This window comes from Pseudomonas sp. 18-147 (assembly GCF_051048045.1).
GTDB lineage: Bacteria > Pseudomonadota > Gammaproteobacteria > Pseudomonadales > Pseudomonadaceae > Pseudomonas > Pseudomonas aeruginosa.
In genome coordinates this window covers 6023075-6041613 of the sequence record NZ_CP182296.1, presented here as the reverse complement: position 1 = coordinate 6041613, position 18539 = coordinate 6023075, and the positions used below count along the sequence as shown (strand labels likewise).

The following is an 18539-nucleotide window of genomic DNA, read 5'->3' as shown; positions in this document are numbered from 1 at the left end:
CGAGAGCAGACCATGTTTCCCGAACGCCTGACATTTTCCATCGCCGACTGGGTCAACGCTTGGGTCGACGCCCTGGTGACCAACTACGGCGACCTGTTTCGCAAGATCTCCGACACCCTGCTGTGGGCCATCGTCAACCTCGAAGGGCTACTCCGCGCCACGCCCTGGTGGCTGTTGCTGGCGATCGTCGCGGCGATCGCCTGGCACGCCACCCGGCGCCTGCTGCCGACCCTGGTGATCACCGGCCTGCTGTTCCTGGTCGGCGCCGTCGGCCTCTGGGACAAGCTGATGCAGACCCTCGCGCTGATGCTGGTGGCGACCTTCATCTCGGTGCTGATCGGCATCCCCCTGGGCATCCTCGCCGCGCGCAGCAACCGCCTGCGCGCGGTACTGATGCCGCTGCTGGACATCATGCAGACCATGCCCAGCTTCGTGTACCTGATCCCGGTGCTGATGCTGTTCGGCCTGGGCAAGGTGCCGGCGATCTTCGCCACCGTGATTTATGCCGCGCCGCCGCTGATCCGCCTCACCGACCTGGGCATCCGCCAGGTCGACAGCGAGGTGATGGAGGCGGTCAACGCCTTCGGCGCCAACCGCTGGCAGCAGCTGTTCGGCGTGCAGTTGCCGCTGGCCCTGCCGAGCATCATGGCGGGGATCAACCAGACCACCATGATGGCCCTGTCGATGGTGGTGATCGCTTCGATGATCGGCGCCCGCGGCCTCGGCGAAGACGTACTGGTGGGCATCCAGACGCTGAACGTGGGCAAGGGCCTGGAAGCCGGCCTGGCGATCGTCATCCTCGCGGTGGTGATCGACCGCATCACCCAGGCCTATGGCCGTTCCCGGCACGAGACGAGCAAATGAGCGGTGCGCAGATGAACAAGATCGAAGTGAAGAACGTGTTCAAGATCTTCGGCCCGCGCGCCGATGCCGCGCTGGCGCTGATCCGCCAGGGACGCAGCAAGGCCGAAGTGCTGGCGCAGACCGGCTGCGTGGTCGGCGTCAACGACCTGTCGCTGACCATCGGTGCTGGCGAGATCTTCGTGATCATGGGCCTGTCGGGTTCCGGCAAGTCGACCCTGGTGCGCCATTTCAACCGCCTGATCGACCCCACCAGCGGCGAGATCCTGGTGGATGGCGAGGACATCCTGCGCTACGACATGGAAGCCCTCCGGCAATTCCGCCGGCGCAAGATCAGCATGGTGTTCCAGAGTTTCGGCCTGCTGCCGCACAAGAGCGTGCTCGACAATGTCGCCTACGGCCTGAAGGTTCGCGGCGAAAGCCGGGCGCAGTGCCACGAGCGGGCCCTGCACTGGATCGCCACGGTGGGCCTGAAGGGCTACGAGAAGTCCTATCCGCACCAGCTTTCCGGCGGCATGCGCCAGCGTGTCGGCCTGGCCCGCGCGCTGGCCGCCGACACGGAGATCATTCTCATGGACGAGGCCTTCAGCGCCCTCGACCCGTTGATCCGCGCGGACATGCAGGACCAGTTGCTGGAACTGCAGAAAACCCTGCACAAGACCATCGTCTTCATCACCCACGACCTCGACGAGGCGGTACGCATCGGCAACCGCATCGCGATCCTCAAGGACGGCCAGCTGATCCAGGTCGGCACACCACGGGAAATCCTCCACCAGCCGGCCGACGACTACGTCGACCGCTTCGTCCAGCGGCGGGTGGCGAACCTATGAGCGACCTACCGAGCGTCGTGTTCGGCGACGGTCCGCTGCGTTGGCAGGAACTGGTCGCGGTGGCCCGGCACGGTGCGCGCCTGGAACTGTCGGCGGCGGCCTGGGCACGGATCGACAACGCCCGCGCCATCGTCTGCCGTATCGTCGCCAATGGCGAGCGTGCCTACGGCATCAGTACCGGCCTCGGCGCGCTGTGCGACGTCCTGCTGGAAGGCGAGCAGCTCGCCGAGCTGTCGCGCAACACCTTGCTCAGCCATGCCTGCGGGGTCGGCGAGCCGCTGCGCGACGAACAGACCCGGGCGATCATTTGTGCCGCCGTCGCCAACTACAGCCAGGGCAAGTCCGGGCTCGACCGTTCGCTGGTGGAAGGGCTGCTGGCGCTGCTCAACCACGGCATTACCCCGCAGGTGCCGGCCCAGGGCTCGGTGGGCTACCTGACCCACATGGCGCACGTCGGCATCGCCCTGCTCGGCATCGGCGAGGTCAGCTACCGCGGCAGCGTCGTGCCGGCCGCCGCCGCGTTGGCGGCGGAAGGCCTGGCGACGGTGCGCCTGGGAGCCAAGGACGGGCTCTGCTTGGTCAACGGCACGCCGTGCATGACCGGCCTCGCCTGCCTGGCCCTGGACGACGCGCAGCGCCTGGCGCAGTGGGCCGACGTGATCGGGGCGATGAGCTTCGAGGCCCTGCGCGGCCAACTGGCGGCGTTCGACGCCGAGATCGTTGCGCTCAAGCCGCATCCCGGGATGCAGCGGGTCGCCGCCAATCTGCGAGCCTTGCTGGCTGGCAGCCAGGTACTGGAGAACGCCCGCGGCATCCGCACCCAGGATGCCCTGAGCATCCGCTCGATACCGCAGATCCATGGCGCCTGCCGTGACCAGTTGGCCCACGCGGCGCGGCAGATAGAGACCGAACTCAACTCGGCCACCGACAACCCGCTGCTGCTGGGTACGCCGGAAGCCTACCGGGTGGTATCCCAGGCCAATCCCCACGGCGAATCGGTGGCGATGGCCGCCGACCTGCTGGCGATCGCCGTGGCCGAGCTGGGCGGGGTCGCCGAGCGGCGCCTGGATCGCCTGGTCAACCCGCTGGTCAGCGGCCTGCCGGCGTTCCTGGTGGGCAAGCCGGGAGTCAACTCGGGGATGATGATCACCCAGTACGTCGCCGCCTCCCTGGCCGGCGAGAATCGCCAGCTGGCGCAGCCGGCGGTGGTCGACAACTTCGTCACCTCGGCGCTCCAGGAGGACCACCTGAGCCTCGGCACCAGTGCCGCGCTCAAGCTTGGCAGGGCCCTGGAGAACCTCCGGCGGATCCTCGCCATCGAGTACCTGCTGGCCGCCCAGGCCTTCGAATTCCTCGCCCCGCAACGCTTCGGCCAGGGCACCGCGGCGGCCTGGGGCATCCTGCGCGAGCGCGTGCCCGCATACGACACCGACCGCTGGCTGGCTCCCGACATCGCCAGCGCGGCGGCCATCCTCGGCGAGCGGAAGAGTCTCGCCCGGCTGGCCGCGAGCATAGGAGACCTGCAATGAAACGACTCTGGCAGCATTGCCATGCCGCCACCCTCAAGGGCGGCAAGTACTCGATCGTCGAGGACGCCGCCCTGGTCACCGACGGTCCGCTGATCCACTGGATCGGCCCGCGCGCCGAACTGCCGCCCGACGACTACGCCGAACGCATCGACCTCGATGGCGCCTGGCTGACCCCGGGGTTGATCGACTGCCACACCCACGCGGTGTTCGGCGGCAACCGCAGCGGCGAATTCGAGCAGCGCCTGGAGGGCGTCAGCTACGCCGAGATCGCCGCCGCCGGCGGCGGTATCGCCAGCACCGTACGCGCCACCCGCGAGGCCAGCGAGGAAGAATTGCTGGCCAGCGCGCGCAAGCGCCTGGAGCCCTTGCTGCGCGACGGCGTGACGGCGCTGGAGATCAAGTCCGGCTACGGCCTCGACCTGGCCAGCGAACGCAAGATGCTACGAGTCATCCGCCGCCTCGGCGAACGCCTGCCGGCGACCGTGCGCAGCACCTGCCTGGCCGCCCATGCGCTACCGCCGGAATACGCCGGGCGCGCCGACGACTACATCGAGCATATCTGCTCGACGATGCTCCCCGCGCTGGCCGGAGAGGGACTGGTGGACGCGGTGGACGCCTTCTGCGAGCACCTGGCGTTTTCCCCGGCGCAGGTCGAGCGGGTATTCATCGCCGCCCGCGAGCTGGGCCTGCCGGTGAAGCTGCACGCCGAGCAGCTATCCTCGCTGCACGGTTCCAGCCTGGCGGCGCGCTACCGGGCTTTGTCGGCCGACCACCTGGAGTACATGACCGAGGACGACGCCCGCGCCATGGGCGAGGCGGGCACCGTCGCGGTGCTGCTGCCGGGCGCCTTCTACCTGCTGCGCGAGACCCAGCTGCCGCCGATCGATGCCCTGCGCCGGCACGGCGTGGCCATGGCCATTGCCAGCGATCTCAATCCCGGCACCTCGCCGGCGCTGTCGTTGCGCCTGATGCTGAACATGGCCTGTACCCTGTTCCGCCTGACCCCGGAGGAGGCGCTGGCCGGTGTCACCCTGCACGCCGCCCGGGCGCTGGGGCTGGAAGCCAGCCACGGCAGCCTGGAGGTTGGCAAGCTGGCCGACTTCGTCGCCTGGGACATCGAGCGTCCGGCGGAGCTGGCCTACTGGCTGGGCGGCGATCTGCCGAAACGCGTCATTCGCCACGCCGAGGAGGTATACCGTGGATGAAGTCCTGAGTTTCAAGCGCGGCCGCGTGCCGCTACTGATCAGCATGCCGCACCCCGGCACGCGCCTGACCCCGGCGGTGGACGCCGGCCTGGTGGAGGAGGCGCGGGCGCTGACCGATACCGACTGGCACATTCCCCGGCTCTACGATTTCGCCGAGGAACTGGGCGCCAGCACCCTGGCTGCCCACTATTCGCGCTATGTGGTCGATCTCAACCGCCCTTCCGACGACAAGCCGCTGTACAGCACCGCCACTACCGGCCTGTATCCGGACACCCTGTTCGACGGCCGGCCGCTCTACCGCGAAGGCATGGCGCCGTCCGCCGAGGAACGCATGCGCTACCTGGCCGAAGTGTGGACGCCCTACCACCGGACCATCGCCGAGGAACTGGCGCGGCTGAAGGCCGAGTTCGGCTACGCGCTGCTCTGGGACGCCCACTCGATCCGTTCCCACGTGCCGCACCTGTTCGACGGCCGACTGCCCGACTTCAATCTCGGCACCAACGCCGGCGCCAGTTGCGATCCAGCGCTGGCGGCCCGCCTGGAGGCGGTCTGCGCTGCCGCCGAAGGCTACAGCCATGTGCTCAACGGGCGCTTCAAGGGCGGCCACATCACCCGCCACTACGGCCAGCCGGAGCAGCACGTCCATGCCGTCCAGCTGGAGCTGGCGCAGTGCACCTACATGGACGAGCAGGCCCCGTTCGCTTACCGCGCGGACCTCGCCGAAGCGACCCGCGCGGTCATCCGCGAACTGCTGGAAAGCCTCCTCGCCTGGGGGCACGAGCGCTACGCCTGAGGCGCTCGAGGCGGCGGACGCCTGGCCCGTCCTGGCGGACGTGAATGCCGCGGATGGGGTGGGGCGTCCGTGTCGGTATTCTGGAAATTTTCTGTTACAAATTTATTGAGGTCAGCGTTGATGCGGCCGGGAGGCCGAGTGCGCAAAGAGTTGCACAACTGTTCTCCTCTATCCTCTCGGCCAGCATTTCCATCGCGCGGGCGCAGGCGCGTCGCGCCCGGAACCGAATACGCCAGGAACGCACGGCTGCGTTTCCAAGAGGACAGTGAATGTTCGCCCCCGCCAACCAGACGCACTTCAGCCTTCGCATCGAAAACCTCCGGCACGACTTCCAGGTACTCGCCTTCCGCGGTCGCGAAGCCATCAGCCAGCCCTTTCGCTTCGACCTGGAGCTGGTCAGCGAGCGATCCGATCTGGACCTCGACGCGCTGCTGCACCAGCCGGCCTTCCTGATCCTCTCGCCGAGCGGGCAAGGGGTCCACGGACAGCTCACCAGCATCGCCCAGGGGGACTCCGGCAAGCGCCTGACCGGCTATCGCGCGACCCTGGAGCCGCGCCTGGCCTACCTGGGGCTGTGCAGCGACCAACGCATCTTCCAGCGCCTCAGCGTGCCGGAAATCATCGGTCGGGTGCTGGAGGGCCACGGCATTCTCGCCGACGCCTACCGCTTCCAGCTGGGTCCGACGCCGTACCCGGCCCGCGAATACTGCACGCAGTACGACGAAACCGACCTGGCGTTCCTCAGCAGGCTCTGCGAGGAGGAGGGCATCCATTACCACCATGAGTTTTCTGCCCAGGGCCATGTGCTGGTCTTCGGCGACGACCAGACCTCTTTTCCGCGGCTGCAACGCCCCGTCGCCTACGTGCAGGACGCCGGGCTGGTCGCCGACCAGCCGGTGGTCAAGCGCTTCGGCGTGCGCTTCGACACCCGTGCCAGCCGGGTTACCCGGCGCGACTACGACTTCGAGCAACCCGCGTTGCAGATGCAGGCCACCCATGGCCCGCAGCTCGTGGCGCAGCAACCGGACCTGGAGGACTACGACTATCCCGGCCGCTTCACCCACCGCGAGCGCGGCAAGCACCTGAGTCGGCGCGCGCTGGAACGGCATCGCGCCGACTACCTACAGGCCAGGGGCGAAAGCGACGAACCGGCGCTGCTCAGCGGACACTTCCTGACGCTGTCCGCGCATCCCCGCGGCGAATGGAACGATCTCTGGCTGCTTACCGAGGTTCTCCACGAAGGGCGGCAGCCGCAGGTACTGGAAGAGTCGATCGACAGCGACGTCGCGCAGGGCCGGGGCGATTTCCGCCAGGGCTATCGCAACCGTTTCGTCGCCACTCCCTGGAGCGCGCATTTCCGCCCCCCGCTGGAGCATCCCAAGCCACGCGTGCTGGGCTGTCAGACAGCGGTCGTGACCGGCCCCGCCGGCGAGACCATCCACTGCGACCAATACGGCCGGGTCAAGGTGCAGTTCTTCTGGGATCGCCTCGGCCAGGCCGACGACAACACCAGTTGCTGGTTGCGCGTCGCCTCCAACTGGGCGGGCAAACGCTATGGCGGCGTCGCCATCCCGCGGGTGGGCATGGAAGTCCTGGTGGGTTTCCTGGAGGGCGATCCGGATCAGCCGCTGGTCACCGGCTGCCTCTACCACAGCGAAAACCGGGTGCCCTACGAGCTGCCGCAGAACAAGACCCGCAGCGTTTTCAAGACCGACAGCTACCCCGGCGGCGGCGGTTTCAACGAACTGCGCATCGAGGACCGCAAGGGCCAGGAACAGATCTTCGTCCACGCCCAGCGCGACTGGGACGAGAACATCGAGCACGACCAGAAGATCCGCGTCGGCCATGAGCGCCACGACACGGTCGAGGGCGATAGCTACAGCGAGTTCAGGGCCGAGGAACAGCGCACGGTCCACGCCGACCGCAAGGTCGAACTGAAGGCGGTCGACCACCTCAGCGTCGCCGACGCGTTGCACCTGAGGATCGGCACCGGCCAGTTCGTCGAGGCGGGTGACGAGATCCATTTCAAGGCCGGCGACAAGGTAGTGATCGAGGCAGGCATGGAGCTGACCCTAAAGGGCGGTGGCAGCTTCGCCAGGCTCGACCCGGGCGGTGTCACCCTCGACGGCGCCCAGGTGATGATCAACAGCGGCGGCAGCCCCGGCATCGGTAGCGGCGTTCGCGCGCTGTCGCCGCTGCAACCGCTCGCGGCCGACGCCGCGGCGGCGGGAGGCGCCTTGTTGGGAGCCATCGCCCAGAAGATCGGCGAAGCGCCGCAGAAACTCCTGCGTTTCGAACTCAGTCCGTTGCCCGGCGTGCCATCGGCGGCCAGGCAACCGTATCGGCTCTACGCCAACGGTGCCTTCAAGGAGGAGGGCATCGCCGACGAAGGCGGCGCAATCAGCTTCGAACCGCTGCCGGGCGAACGCACCTATCGCATCGAGACCGCCAATGGCCACGCCTACGAAGTGGAAATGGTCGACCAGCCGGACGCACTGCAGGCCGACGATCGGCTCGCCCAGCAGGGGTTCCGCGACTACCGGGCGGAAATGCCCCAGCACAAGCCGCGTTCCGCCCCGGACGCCTACCGGCGCGACGCCTCGCGGCCCGGCGCCGCCGACAAGGATGACCCCACGCCATGAGCGACCTGTACAAACCGCAGACCCTCAAGCTGTACGCGCAACAGGCCGGCAGCGTCCGGCTGACCCTCGACTGGTTCGCCAACAAGGCTTTCTACCCGCCGCGCGCGGGTGTGCACATCAAGCCGCTGATCAATGGCCAGGCGGCCTTCGACGCGGTGCATGCGGCGATGGAAGCGGCCCGGCACAGCATCGACATCATCACCTGGGGCTTCGACCCGGCCATGCGTTTCAAACGCCCCGACGGACCGCGAATCGGCGAATTGCTGCAGACGAAGGGCCGCGAAGGAGTGCAGGCGCGAGTGCTGGTCTGGAGCAACCAACTCGCCAGGCTCAAGGAAAACACCATCCCCGGGGCCGGCGTCGGCGGTTCCGGCGGCACCTGGGCGGGCTCGGGCGTCGCCAGCGGCAGCGCGGTGGACAACGAGGTGCTGCGACTGGAGCAGCGGCGCCAGCATAACCTCAACCTCATCGCGCGGCAGCAGGAAGCCCTGGAGCGCTCGGAACGGCTGCACCGCGAAGGCAGGCTGCCGAGCTTCGACCCGCGGGGCGCCGCCCACGCGCGGACGCGCATCGCCGAGCTGGAGGCGGAGAACGCCGAGATCCAGCGCACTCTCGACAGCAGCGGGGCCCAGGGCTACGGCGGCAAGCGCGGTTCCGGCGGCACCCGCCAGGATCCCTGGGGGCAGATATTCACCCGCGACTGGTTCAAGGCGGTACGCGGCGGTGGGTTGCAGAACGTCGAGTTCCGTACCCGCGACTTCGAGCAGACGGCCAGACCGGTGATGAACGGCGAGCAAGTGCGCCTCGTCAATGGGCGACTGCAAAGCCTGATCCACCTGCTGCGCGCCGATGGCATCGACGACCTGGGCATCGGCCAGTTGCTGGTACTCACCCAGTTCGCCAGCCATCACCAGAAGATGGTCCTGGTCGACTATGGCAGCCCGCAGGCCATCGGCTTCGTCATGGGTCACAACATGCACCGCAACTACTGGGACACCAGCGCCCACCTGTTCGACGACCGCGCCGCCGGTCGCGATCCCGGGTTCGGGCCCTGGCAGGATATCTCCATGCAGGTCCAGGGCCCGGTGCTGGCCGACCTCAGCCGCAACTTCAGCGAGGCCTGGGACCTCGAGAGGCCGTGGTACAAGCGCTGGTTCTCGACGCCATCGCTGACCGCCGAGCGCGACGCCTTGCCGCTGCCGAAGATCGCCACGCCCGCCAGCAACAGCGTCGCGCAGATTTGCCGGACCCAGCCGCAGGACGACGAGCGCTCGATCCTGGAGCACTATCTCAAGGCCCTGGGCAATGCCACCGACTACGTTTACATGGAAAACCAGTACTTCCGTTATGCCGGCTTCGCCGAGCGCCTGCGGAAGACTGCGCAGGTGCGCAAGGCCCGGGGCGTGCCCGGCGACCTGTACCTGTTCGTCGTGACCAACACCCCCGACTCCAGCGACGCCTCGAAGACCACCTACGACATGATGAAAGGCCTGGGCCAGGAGCAACTGATGCCGCAGGTACAGCGCGACCTGGCGCATGACTTGCGGGAAAAGCGGGAGCAGTTGAAGCAGGTCAGGGAAAACCTACATCCCGATCCCTATGTCCGGCGCGGCCAGGAAAACAACATCGAACGGCTGGAGCGCAAGATCGAGGCGCTCGAAGAGAAAGGCGTGACGCCGGAAGTCGAGCAACGCCTCGGCGATCTCGGCGCGCAGGAGATTCCCGGACTGGCGAAGAACACCGGCGAGGACGACAAGCCCTATCAACTCGCCGAAGTACCCGGCCTCAAGGTGGTCGTCGCCACCCTGGCCACCAGCGACCCTGCCCCCGGCAGCCCGCCGCCAGCGCGCCTGTCCGCCGAAGCCGAGGCCGCCCTCGGGGCACCGCCGCTGAAGGCGCGCTACAAGCACATCTACGTGCACTCCAAGCTGCTGCTGGTGGACGACCTCTATACCCTGCTCAGCTCGGCCAATATCAATGTCCGCAGCATGCATAGCGACAGCGAGTTGGGGATTGCCCAGCCCAATCCGGATTTGGCGAGGGCGATGCGGGAGGAGTTGTGGGAGCTACATGCCCAGAAAGTGGCTGCGACAACCGAAAAAAACTTCAAACTCTGGAATCAGAAAATGGATGCGAATTGGAGACAGCAACGTAAAGACGAGCCTTTGGTAGCTAACTTGCTTCGCTTCTGGGATGTCGTGACACCTTATAGCCCCGGTCTCACGGTGGACTGAATGATGCGTCCATTATGTTTTTTTCTCTTGATTTTTTTGTTGTCGGGAAATCCTGTCATGGCGGCTGAACTACGACCTTTTATATGCGTTAACGAAAAAGACCATTTGCCATCTCTAGATCCTCAGGCTGATGCATGGTATCGGGAGGCAGTAGCTCTCGCCAAGCCCGATACCCTGCGTCCCTGGGATCGTATCGTCGATCTATACAGTAAGGCAGTTGAGCGTGGTCACTGGAAGGCTATGCATAACTTGGCGAGCCTCTATCGTACCGGTTGGCCAGGCGGTGTGGAGAAGGATACTCAGAAAGCTCTAGATCTCTACCAGAAGATGATCGATTTGAAGGTTCCTCAAGGTTTCTACGATATGGCGGCAATGATCGGAAATCGTGCTGGCGTCAAGAATCCTGCGACTGATGGACTTACCTTTCTCGATAAGGCTGCAAGCTTGGGTAATCCACCAGCATTAACTGAGTTAGGAAGGCTATATATATATGTTGCTGGTCAGGATGAGTTGGGGCTGAAATATACGAACTGTGCTGCAGGCCAGGGCTATGCTCCTGCCAATTACGAGCTGGCGATGTACTATCGTTTGGTGGCACATAACTACCCAAAGGCGGCAGGCTATTACCTTCTTGCTGCAAGCCAAGGAAATGATGATGCTGCCTTCTTCATGTCCGGAGTTTTTGATAAGACTAGTCCCGATGTTGACAGAATGTGGTACGCCCCCGATGAGAAGCTGCACAAACTATATGATGGTATTTACGATCAACTTGCCGCTGATCCTGATTTGCGTTTTCCCAACTTGATAAAGGACCATCCTCTGCCTCCTCACCCGACCCAGGGCTACGACGCAGATCGGCCCGACTGGAAACCGGGGCAGTGATGCGGCTGATGGCTATTGAACTTTGGGCCGTGCTCTGTCTTGCAGGCGTCCCCGTGATGGCCAACAGCAAACCATTTGTCTGCGCTAATGAAAAAGACCATCTGCCGCCGTTGGATCCGCAAGCCGATGCTTGGTACCGCGAAGCAGCAGCCTTGGCCAAGCCCGATACTCTGCGGCCCTGGGGCCGTATCGTCGAGCTTTACAGCAAGGCAGTGGAGCGCGGTCATTGGAAGGCCATGCATAATTTGGCGAATCTTTATCGTACAGGGTGGCCCGGAGGAGTAGAAAAAGATCCGCAGAAGGCATTGGATCTCTATCAAAAGATGATAGATCTGGATGTGCCTCAGGGGTTCTATGATATGGGGGCAATGATTGGTAATCGTGCCGGTGTTAAGAACCCTGCTACCGATGGTCTGACCTTCTTGGATAAAGCCGCTAGTTTGGGGAACCCGCCAGCACTGACCGAGTTGGGTAAACTCTATATTTATGTGGCCAAGGAAAAGGAATTGGGGCTGGCGTATGCCAGTTGTGCTTCCAGTCAAGGTTATGCTCCGGCGAGCTATGAGCTTGGAAGCTACTATGAGTTGGTTGAAAATAATTATCCAAAGGCACTTGGCTACTATCAAGTCTCCGTCTCTCAAGGCGGCAGGAGTGCAGCCTTTTTTCTCTCGCGCGTCTTCGGAAAGAGGACGCCTCCTTCAAGTGCAATGTGGTATACGCCGGATGAAAAGCTTGAGAAATTCTACTACTCCCTCTATCTGCAAATTGATGCCGACCCCGATCTTCGTTTTCCCAATTTGGTAAAAGATAACCCCTTGCCACCCCACCCCGTCCAGGGCTACGACGCAGCTCGACCCGACTGGAAGCCGGGTCAGTGATTCGGCTAATGGCTATTGGAATATGGGCTGTACTTTGTCTCGCGGCAGTTCCCGCTATGGCTGACAGCAAGCCTTTTGTCTGCGTTAACGAAAAGGACCATCTACCCCCTCTGGACCCGCAGGCCGATGCTTGGTATCGCGAAGCGGCGACCCTGGCCAAGCCCGATACCTTGCGTCCGTGGCCTCGTATCGTCGGGTTGTACAGCAAGGCGGCCGAGCGCGGCCACTGGAAGGCCATGCACAACCTGGCGAATCTTTATCGTACAGGGTGGCCCGGAGGAGTAGAAAAAGATACGCAGAAGGCATTGGATCTCTATCAAAAGATGATAGATCTGGATGTGCCTCAGGGGTTCTATGATATGGGAGCAATGATTGGAAATCGCGCCGGGGTTAAAAGCCCTGCAACTGACGGACTTACTTTTCTTGATAAGGCTGCTAGCCTAGGAAATCCGCCGGCACTAACCGAACTAGGTAAGCTTTATATATATGTGGCCAAAAAAAAGGATTTGGGGTTGGCGTATACTCACTGTGCTGCTAGCCAGGGCTATGCGCCGGCTAATTATGAGTTGGGAGCGTATTACAAGATAGTGGAGCACAATTTCCCAAAGGCACTGGTTTATTATCAGGCGTCAGTCTCTCAGGGGGGCAAGAGCGCGGCTTTTTTCCTATCACGAGTCTTCGGAAGTGAGACTCCTCCTGCAAGTGCAATGTGGTACGCCCCCGACGAAAAGTTGCAAGAAGCGTATTATTCAATCTACAAAAAGCTTGAGGCCGACCCTGACTTACGTTTCCCCCATCTGATAGAAGACCATCCTCTGCCTCCTCACCCGACCCAAGGCTACGACGTGGACCGCCCAGACTGGAAGCCGGAGCGGTAAGTACGCGAGGCGTGGGCCAGAACGACGTCCAAGGTTTCCAGCGGCAGGCCAGGCGGCAAATGCTACATCTGCACGGCCCGCAAACGCTCCTCGGCCTGGCGGGCGAGCATCCGCAGCAGCGGAGCGAGGGTGTGCGGCGGGGTTTCGTCGGCGCGGGTGATGGCGTAGAGGGTGACCGGGAAGGCCGGGCTCAATGGGCGGATCGCGGTGCTGTGCGGGTCGGCGCCGAGGGCGGTGAAGGGATCGACCAGCGCCAGGCCCGCCCCAGCCTCCACCAGGGCGCGGGCGAGGGCGTAGGTCTGCACGGCGATCTTTACCTGCGGCGGTGGCTCCACGGCGCTGAGGTAATCCTCCAGGCGGGCGAACAGCGGGTCGGCGGTGGACAGCCCGATCAGCGCTTCGCCGGCCAGCCCGGCCAGGCTCAGCGGCTGCCGGCGTTCCGCTTCGGGCCAGTGTTCGCGCGGCGCCAGGGCCACCAATACGCCGCTGGCGATGGCTTCGCCGCGCAGGCCGGGGTGTTCCGGCTGCTTCAGGCTCAGGGCCAGGTCCAGTTCGCGCATCAGCAGGCCCTGCACCAGTTCGCGCGAATGCAAGGTGGCCAGTTCGCAGCCGCTCTGCGGATAGCGCGCGCTCCATTCGCCGATCGCCCGCGGCAGCAGCGACAGCGCCAGGGCCGGGGTGGCGCCGATGCGCAGGCTGTGGCCCGGCTGGCGCCGCAGGTTCTGCGCCAGGCGCCGCACCGCCTGCAGGCTATCGCTGAGCTTGGCCACTTCGCGCTCCAGTTCCAGCGCTTCCGGAGTCGCCAGCAGCTTGCCGCGCACTCGCAAGAACAGCGGGAAGCCCAGTTGCTGCTCGGCGTGCTGCAGGACTTTGCTCACCGCCGGCTGGGACACATGCAGCAACTGTGCGGCGCCGCTGACCGAGCCAGCCTGGCGGATCGCCTGGAACACTTCGATATGGCGGAGCTTCATCGGCGCGAGCCCATAACCTGGATTTATACCCTGGCCATCTTTATTCATTGTCCTACCGCTGTCATCCGCGCCTATCGTCGAAGCCCTGGAAAACACCTGGATAACGATTGTCATGGCTCAGCGGGTTTGCATCATCGGCGCCGGCGTGGTCGGCCTGGCCACGGCCTACGCCCTGGTTCGCGAAGGATTCGACGTGACCCTGGTGGAAGCGCGCGAGCGGGGCGGGCTGGAAACCAGCTACGCCAATGGCGGGCAGTTGTCCTATCGCTACGTGGCGCCATTGGCCGACAGCGGCGTGCCGGCCCAGGCGCTCGGCTGGCTGCTGCGCAACGATGCGCCGTTGCGCCTGCGGCCGCGCCTTGATCCGGCGCAGTGGCGCTGGCTGCTGGGCTTCCTCGCGGCCTGCCGCGGCTCGCTGAACCGCCGCAATGCCGCGCACCTGCTGCGCCTGGCATTGCTCAGCCAGCGCACCCTGCAGGCCTGGCGCGAGGAGGATGGCCTCGATGGCTTCGACTGGCGGCGCAACGGCAAGCTGGTGGCGTTTCGCCAACCGGCCAGCTTTGCGCGGGCCCGCCAGGGTCTGGCCGATCCTTCGGCGCAATTCGTCCTGACCGCCGCCGAGTGCCTCGCGCTGGAGCCGGCCCTGTCCGCCGCGCCCTTCGTCGGCGGCATCCACACGCCGGACGAGGAGGTCGCCGACTGCCATGCCTTCTGCGTGCAACTTGCCGAGCGCCTGCAGGCTTCCGGACATTGCCGGCAACTGCATGGCCGCAGGGTGACGAAGATCGTCGAGGGCGGCGCGGCGGTGCGTGGCGTCGAGGTCGGCGGCGATCTCATCGAGGCCGATCATGTGGTGCTGGCCGCCGGCTACCGCAGCGCCGAATTGATGCTGCCGGGCCTGCGCCTGCCGCTATACCCGCTCAAGGGCTATAGCCTGACCCTGCCGGTCGGCGCGCAGCACCGTGCGCCGGATACCAGCATCACCGATTACGACCGCAAGATCGTCTACGCGCGGATCGGCGAGCGGCTGCGGATCGCCGCGATGGTCGACATCGTCGGCTTCGACCCCGGCCTCGAGCCCGCGCGCCTGGCACTGCTGCGCCAGCAGGCGCGGGACACGTTCCCGCAGGGCGGCGATTTCGACGCTGCCGTCGAATGGGCCGGCATGCGCCCGGCCACGCCCACCGGGGTACCGCTGGTGGGCAACGGCGGCTACCGCAACCTCTGGCTCAACCTCGGCCACGGCGCGCTCGGCTTCACCCTGGCCTGCGGCAGCGGGCGCCTGCTGGCCGAGCAGATCGGACGCCGCCCGCCGAGCATCGATACCTCTGGCCTGCTTCCGCGCGGCGCGCTGGCTGGCTGAATTCCCCTCGACCTGGAGCACTCCCATGGAACCGACCCGTATCGCCACCAACGACCGCCTGTCCGCCGCGGTCTGCTTCGACGCCCTGGTATTTCTTTCCGGCCAGGTGCCGGGCCAGGCCGAGGATATCCATGGCCAGACCCGCGAGGTGCTGGCGAAGATCGACGCGCTGCTGGCCGAGGCCGGGTCGCGCAAGGAGCGTATCCTCAGCGCGACCATCTACCTGAAGGACATCGCCCGCGATTTCGCCGCCCTGAACGAGGTCTGGACCCAGTGGTTGCCGACCGGCCAGGCACCCAGCCGGACCACCGTCCAGGCGGAGCTGGCGCGTCCGTCGGTGCTGGTGGAGATCACCGTGGTGGCGGCCAGGGGCTGACTTACTTTCCATAGCCATAAGAAAAAAGAGGCAGAACCTCCGATGAAAACCCTTGTATCCAGCACCCTCGCACTCTCCCTGTCGCTCGCCATCGGCGCCGCGCAGGCCGAGGAACTCAGCGGCACCCTGAAGAAGGTTGCCGACAACGGCACGATAACCCTGGGCTATCGCGATGCCTCGGTGCCTTTCTCCTACCTTGGCGATAACAGCGGCCAGCCCATGGGCTATTCGGTGGAACTGGCCGGCAAGGTGGTGGAGCGGCTCAAAAGCACCCTCGGCAAGCCGGAACTCAAGGTGAAGTACAACCTGGTCACTTCGCAGACTCGCATCCCGCTGGTGCAGAACGGCACCGTCGACCTGGAGTGCGGCTCCACCGGGGTCACCGCCGAGCGGCAGAAACAGGTGGCGTTCTCCTACGGCTTCATCTACGTCAAGGGCCAGTTGCTGACCCGCAAGGACAGCGGCATCGCCCACTTCGACGACCTCAAGGGCAAGAACGTGGTGACCACCGCCGGCACCACCAATGAGCGCTACCTGAAGAACTACAACGCCGGACACAAGCTGGGGATGAACGTGGTCAGCGCCAAGGACCACGGCGAAGCCTTCCAGATGCTGCAATCGGGTCGCGCGGTGGCCTTCTACATGGACGATGCGCTGCTCTACGGCGAACGCGCCAAGGCGCGCCAGCCGCACGACTGGGTGGTGGTCGGCGAGCCGCAATCGCGGGAGATCTACAGCTGCATGGTGCGCAAGGACGACCCGCAGTTCCTTGCCCTGGTCAACGAGACCCTGGCCGGGCTGTATCGCTCGGGCGAGATACAGGGCATCTACCAGCGCTGGTTCCAGCAGCCGATCCCGCCCAAGGGGTTGAACCTGGAGTTTCCCATGACCGCGGAGCTGAAGGCGATCCTCGAGAACCCCACCAGCGATCCGGTGCAGTGAGCGTCTAGCGCTGCAGGCCGAGGTGGCGGATCGACGGCGTCGGCGCGTCCAGGCGCGACCAGACGTCGTCGGCCAGTTCGGCCGGATAGAACGACGGCAGGCCAGGCAGTTCGTCGCGGGCGATCCAGCCGACCTCGCGGATATCGAACTCGTCGCCGCCCAGGCCCTTCAGGTTGGCCAGGGTCGGCTCGCCACGCCAGGCGTCGATGCGGTAGAACAGCTCCATGTGGAAGCGCCCGGCGGCGGGTTCGGCGAATTCGCGCACGTAGACCAGCGGGCCGACGTCCACCCGCAGGCCGGTCTCCTCGAAAAACTCGCGCCGGACGGTATCCTTCGTCGATTCGTCGCATTCCGACTCGAAGCCGCCGCCGGGCGGAATCCAGTAGATGTCGCCGCCGACCTCGTGGCGGACCAGCAGGATGCGTTGCTCCACCACCAGCAGGCCGGCGGCGCGGATACGGTGTCGCAAGGCCTCGGCCATGCTCGTTCTCTCGGCGCCAGGCGCCGTTGCTTGGATTGATGGTTTCCCCTCTACCGGGGCGGACATGAAAGCCGCTCGGTTTTTTTCCCGGCGCCGAAGTATCATGCGCGGCAGAGCAAAGGACGGGCCCCGCTGTCGACGTTTGCGCCGGGGGCCGAACACATCGCCTCGGGAGCGCATCATGCTAGTTCTGTATCCGGAAATTAAACCCTACGCTCGCCACGAGCTGGCCGTCGACGAACCGCATGTGCTGTATGCCGACGAAAGCGGTTCGCCGGACGGACTGCCGGTCGTCTTCGTCCACGGCGGCCCCGGCTCCGGTTGCGATGCCCTGTCGCGTCGCTTCTTCGATCCCAACCTCTACCGTATCGTCACCTTCGACCAGCGCGGTTGCGGCCGTTCCACGCCCCACGCCAGCCTGGAGAAGAACAGCACCTGGGAGCTGGTGGCGGACATGGAGCGCCTGCGCGAGCACCTGGGTATCGAGAAGTGGGTGCTGTTCGGCGGTTCCTGGGGCTCGACCCTGTCGCTGGCCTACGCGCAGACCCATCCCGAGCGGGTCCATGCGCTGATCCTGCGCGGCATCTTCCTCTGCCGTCCGCAGGACATCCACTGGTTCTACCAGGAAGGCGCCAGCCGCCTGTTCCCCGACTATTGGGAAGACTATGTCGCGCCGATCCCGCCGGAAGAGCGCGGCGACCTGCTGGCGGCCTTCCACAAGCGCCTGACCGGTAGCGACCAGATCGCCCAGATGCACGCTGCCAAGGCCTGGTCGACCTGGGAGGGCCGCACCGCCACGCTGCGCCCCAACCCCATGGTGGTGGACCGCTTCACCGAGCCGGGCAGGGCGCTGTCGATCTCGCGCATCGAGAACCACTTCTTCGTCAACCAGGGCTTCCTCAGGCCCAACCAGTTGCTCGAGGACATGCACCGCATCGCCCATCTGCCTGGCGTGATCGTGCATGGCCGCTACGACGCCATCTGTCCGCTGGACAATGCCTGGGCCCTGCACCAGGCCTGGCCGAACAGCGAACTGCAGATCATCCGCGACGCCGGGCATACCGCCAGCGAGCCGGGGATAGTCGATGCGCTGGTGCGCGCCACCAACGAGATCGGCCGGCGACTGCTCGACCTGCCGCCGGAGGCCGAATGAAGGCATTGCTGCAGCGCGTCGGCGCGGCGCGGGTGGAGGTTGGCGGCGAAATCGTCGGCTCCATCGATCGCGGCCTGCTGGTGCTGGTCGGGGTCGAGCCCGAGGATGGCGAGCGTTGCGCGGCGAAGATGCTGCACAAGCTGCTCAACTACAGGGTGTTCGGCGACGACGAGGGCAAGATGAACCGGTCCTTGCTGGACGTGCAGGGCGGCTTGCTGCTGGTCTCGCAATTCACCCTGGCGGCGAACACCCGCAGCGGACTGCGTCCGAGCTTCTCCAGCGCGGCGCCGCCGGCGCAAGGAGAGGCGGTGTTCGAGCACCTGGTGAAACTGGCGCGGGAGGCCTATCCGCAGGTGGCGACCGGGCGTTTCGGCGCCGACATGCAGGTGCACCTGGTCAACGACGGGCCGGTGACCTTCCTGCTGGAGAGTTGATCGGCGTCGAGGGGATTTTCCCCAAGGTGCTTCAGGGAGGGATGGCGGGGCCGGAACGGTGAATTTTTGTGACAGATACATGGCCTT

Annotated in this window: 17 protein-coding genes; 15 read left to right on the top strand and 2 right to left on the bottom strand. The window is 65.3% G+C overall.

The window, feature by feature from the left end; translation table 11 throughout:
* The first annotated feature begins 12 nt into the window (after window positions 1-12).
* The 10 genes from ACM0M4_RS28505 (at window position 13) to ACM0M4_RS28460 (ending at window position 12732) form a co-directional block, all read left to right on the top strand.
* Window positions 13-864 carry an ABC transporter permease gene (locus ACM0M4_RS28505; protein ID WP_003095946.1) on the top strand — a complete coding sequence of 284 codons (852 nt, stop codon included), beginning with the start codon at window positions 13-15 and terminating at the stop codon, window positions 862-864.
* A complete protein-coding gene (locus ACM0M4_RS28500; RefSeq protein ID WP_003135837.1) occupies window positions 861-1691 on the top strand; it encodes a quaternary amine ABC transporter ATP-binding protein in 831 nt (276 codons plus the stop codon). Before ACM0M4_RS28505 ends, ACM0M4_RS28500 begins: the two co-directional genes overlap by 4 nt.
* Window positions 1688-3220: an HAL/PAL/TAL family ammonia-lyase gene (locus tag ACM0M4_RS28495; RefSeq protein WP_003101754.1), complete on the top strand. Its 1533-nt coding sequence runs from the start codon at window positions 1688-1690 to the stop codon at window positions 3218-3220. The genes ACM0M4_RS28500 and ACM0M4_RS28495 overlap by 4 nt, the downstream gene beginning before the upstream one ends.
* Window positions 3217-4425, top strand: coding sequence for an imidazolonepropionase (gene hutI, locus ACM0M4_RS28490; RefSeq protein ID WP_003457622.1), 1209 nt, complete (start codon window positions 3217-3219; stop codon window positions 4423-4425). Before ACM0M4_RS28495 ends, hutI begins: the two co-directional genes overlap by 4 nt.
* Complete coding sequence (hutG, locus tag ACM0M4_RS28485; protein ID WP_003117997.1) at window positions 4418-5218, top strand: N-formylglutamate deformylase; 801 nt, start codon at window positions 4418-4420, stop codon at window positions 5216-5218. Before hutI ends, hutG begins: the two co-directional genes overlap by 8 nt.
* A 269-nt stretch (window positions 5219-5487) precedes the next feature.
* Complete coding sequence (locus tag ACM0M4_RS28480; RefSeq protein ID WP_023132346.1) at window positions 5488-7860, top strand: type VI secretion system tip protein VgrG; 2373 nt, start codon at window positions 5488-5490, stop codon at window positions 7858-7860.
* On the top strand, window positions 7857-10094 hold the full coding sequence (gene pldB, locus ACM0M4_RS28475; RefSeq protein ID WP_054376173.1) for a type VI secrection system-dependent phospholipase D effector PldB: 2238 nt from the start codon (window positions 7857-7859) through the stop codon (window positions 10092-10094). The genes ACM0M4_RS28480 and pldB overlap by 4 nt, the downstream gene beginning before the upstream one ends.
* The gene (locus ACM0M4_RS28470; RefSeq protein ID WP_003115526.1) at window positions 10095-10976 is read left to right on the top strand and encodes a tetratricopeptide repeat protein; all 882 of its coding nucleotides are present in this window, start codon (window positions 10095-10097) and stop codon (window positions 10974-10976) included. It begins immediately after the preceding gene.
* An 8-nt stretch (window positions 10977-10984) separates the two neighbouring features.
* Entirely contained in the window at window positions 10985-11854 is an 870-nt protein-coding gene (locus ACM0M4_RS28465) for a tetratricopeptide repeat protein (protein WP_079742729.1), read from the top strand.
* Between the two features lie 8 nt (window positions 11855-11862).
* Complete coding sequence (locus ACM0M4_RS28460; protein ID WP_079274788.1) at window positions 11863-12732, top strand: tetratricopeptide repeat protein; 870 nt, start codon at window positions 11863-11865, stop codon at window positions 12730-12732.
* Window positions 12733-12794: 62 nt separating this feature from the next.
* On the opposite strand, the gene ACM0M4_RS28455 is transcribed toward ACM0M4_RS28460, so the two are convergent.
* Window positions 12795-13751 carry a LysR family transcriptional regulator gene (locus ACM0M4_RS28455; RefSeq protein ID WP_003095930.1) on the bottom strand — a complete coding sequence of 319 codons (957 nt, stop codon included), beginning with the start codon at window positions 13749-13751 and terminating at the stop codon, window positions 12795-12797.
* A gap of 64 nt (window positions 13752-13815) precedes the next feature.
* Here ACM0M4_RS28455 and ACM0M4_RS28450 point away from each other — a divergent pair, with 64 nt between their 5' ends.
* The 3 genes from ACM0M4_RS28450 to ACM0M4_RS28440 are packed head-to-tail and all read left to right on the top strand — an operon-like array spanning window position 13816 to window position 16384.
* Window positions 13816-15066, top strand: a complete 1251-nt coding sequence (locus ACM0M4_RS28450) for a D-amino acid dehydrogenase (RefSeq protein WP_003123626.1) — start codon at window positions 13816-13818, stop codon at window positions 15064-15066.
* Between the two features lie 25 nt (window positions 15067-15091).
* Window positions 15092-15442, top strand: a complete 351-nt coding sequence (locus ACM0M4_RS28445) for a RidA family protein (protein ID WP_003095925.1) — start codon at window positions 15092-15094, stop codon at window positions 15440-15442.
* 42 nt (window positions 15443-15484) lie between these two features.
* Complete coding sequence (locus ACM0M4_RS28440; protein ID WP_033957865.1) at window positions 15485-16384, top strand: transporter substrate-binding domain-containing protein; 900 nt, start codon at window positions 15485-15487, stop codon at window positions 16382-16384.
* Between the two features lie 4 nt (window positions 16385-16388).
* On the opposite strand, the gene ACM0M4_RS28435 is transcribed toward ACM0M4_RS28440, so the two are convergent.
* Window positions 16389-16865 carry an NUDIX domain-containing protein gene (locus ACM0M4_RS28435; RefSeq protein ID WP_003095920.1) on the bottom strand — a complete coding sequence of 159 codons (477 nt, stop codon included), beginning with the start codon at window positions 16863-16865 and terminating at the stop codon, window positions 16389-16391.
* Between the two features lie 181 nt (window positions 16866-17046).
* On the opposite strand from ACM0M4_RS28435, the gene pip reads away from it, so the two are divergent.
* Window positions 17047-18018, top strand: a complete 972-nt coding sequence (pip, locus tag ACM0M4_RS28430) for a prolyl aminopeptidase (RefSeq protein ID WP_003095918.1) — start codon at window positions 17047-17049, stop codon at window positions 18016-18018.
* Entirely contained in the window at window positions 18015-18452 is a 438-nt protein-coding gene (gene dtd, locus ACM0M4_RS28425) for a D-aminoacyl-tRNA deacylase (protein ID WP_003103447.1), read from the top strand. The genes pip and dtd overlap by 4 nt, the downstream gene beginning before the upstream one ends.
* Window positions 18453-18539: the final 87 nt, after the last annotated feature.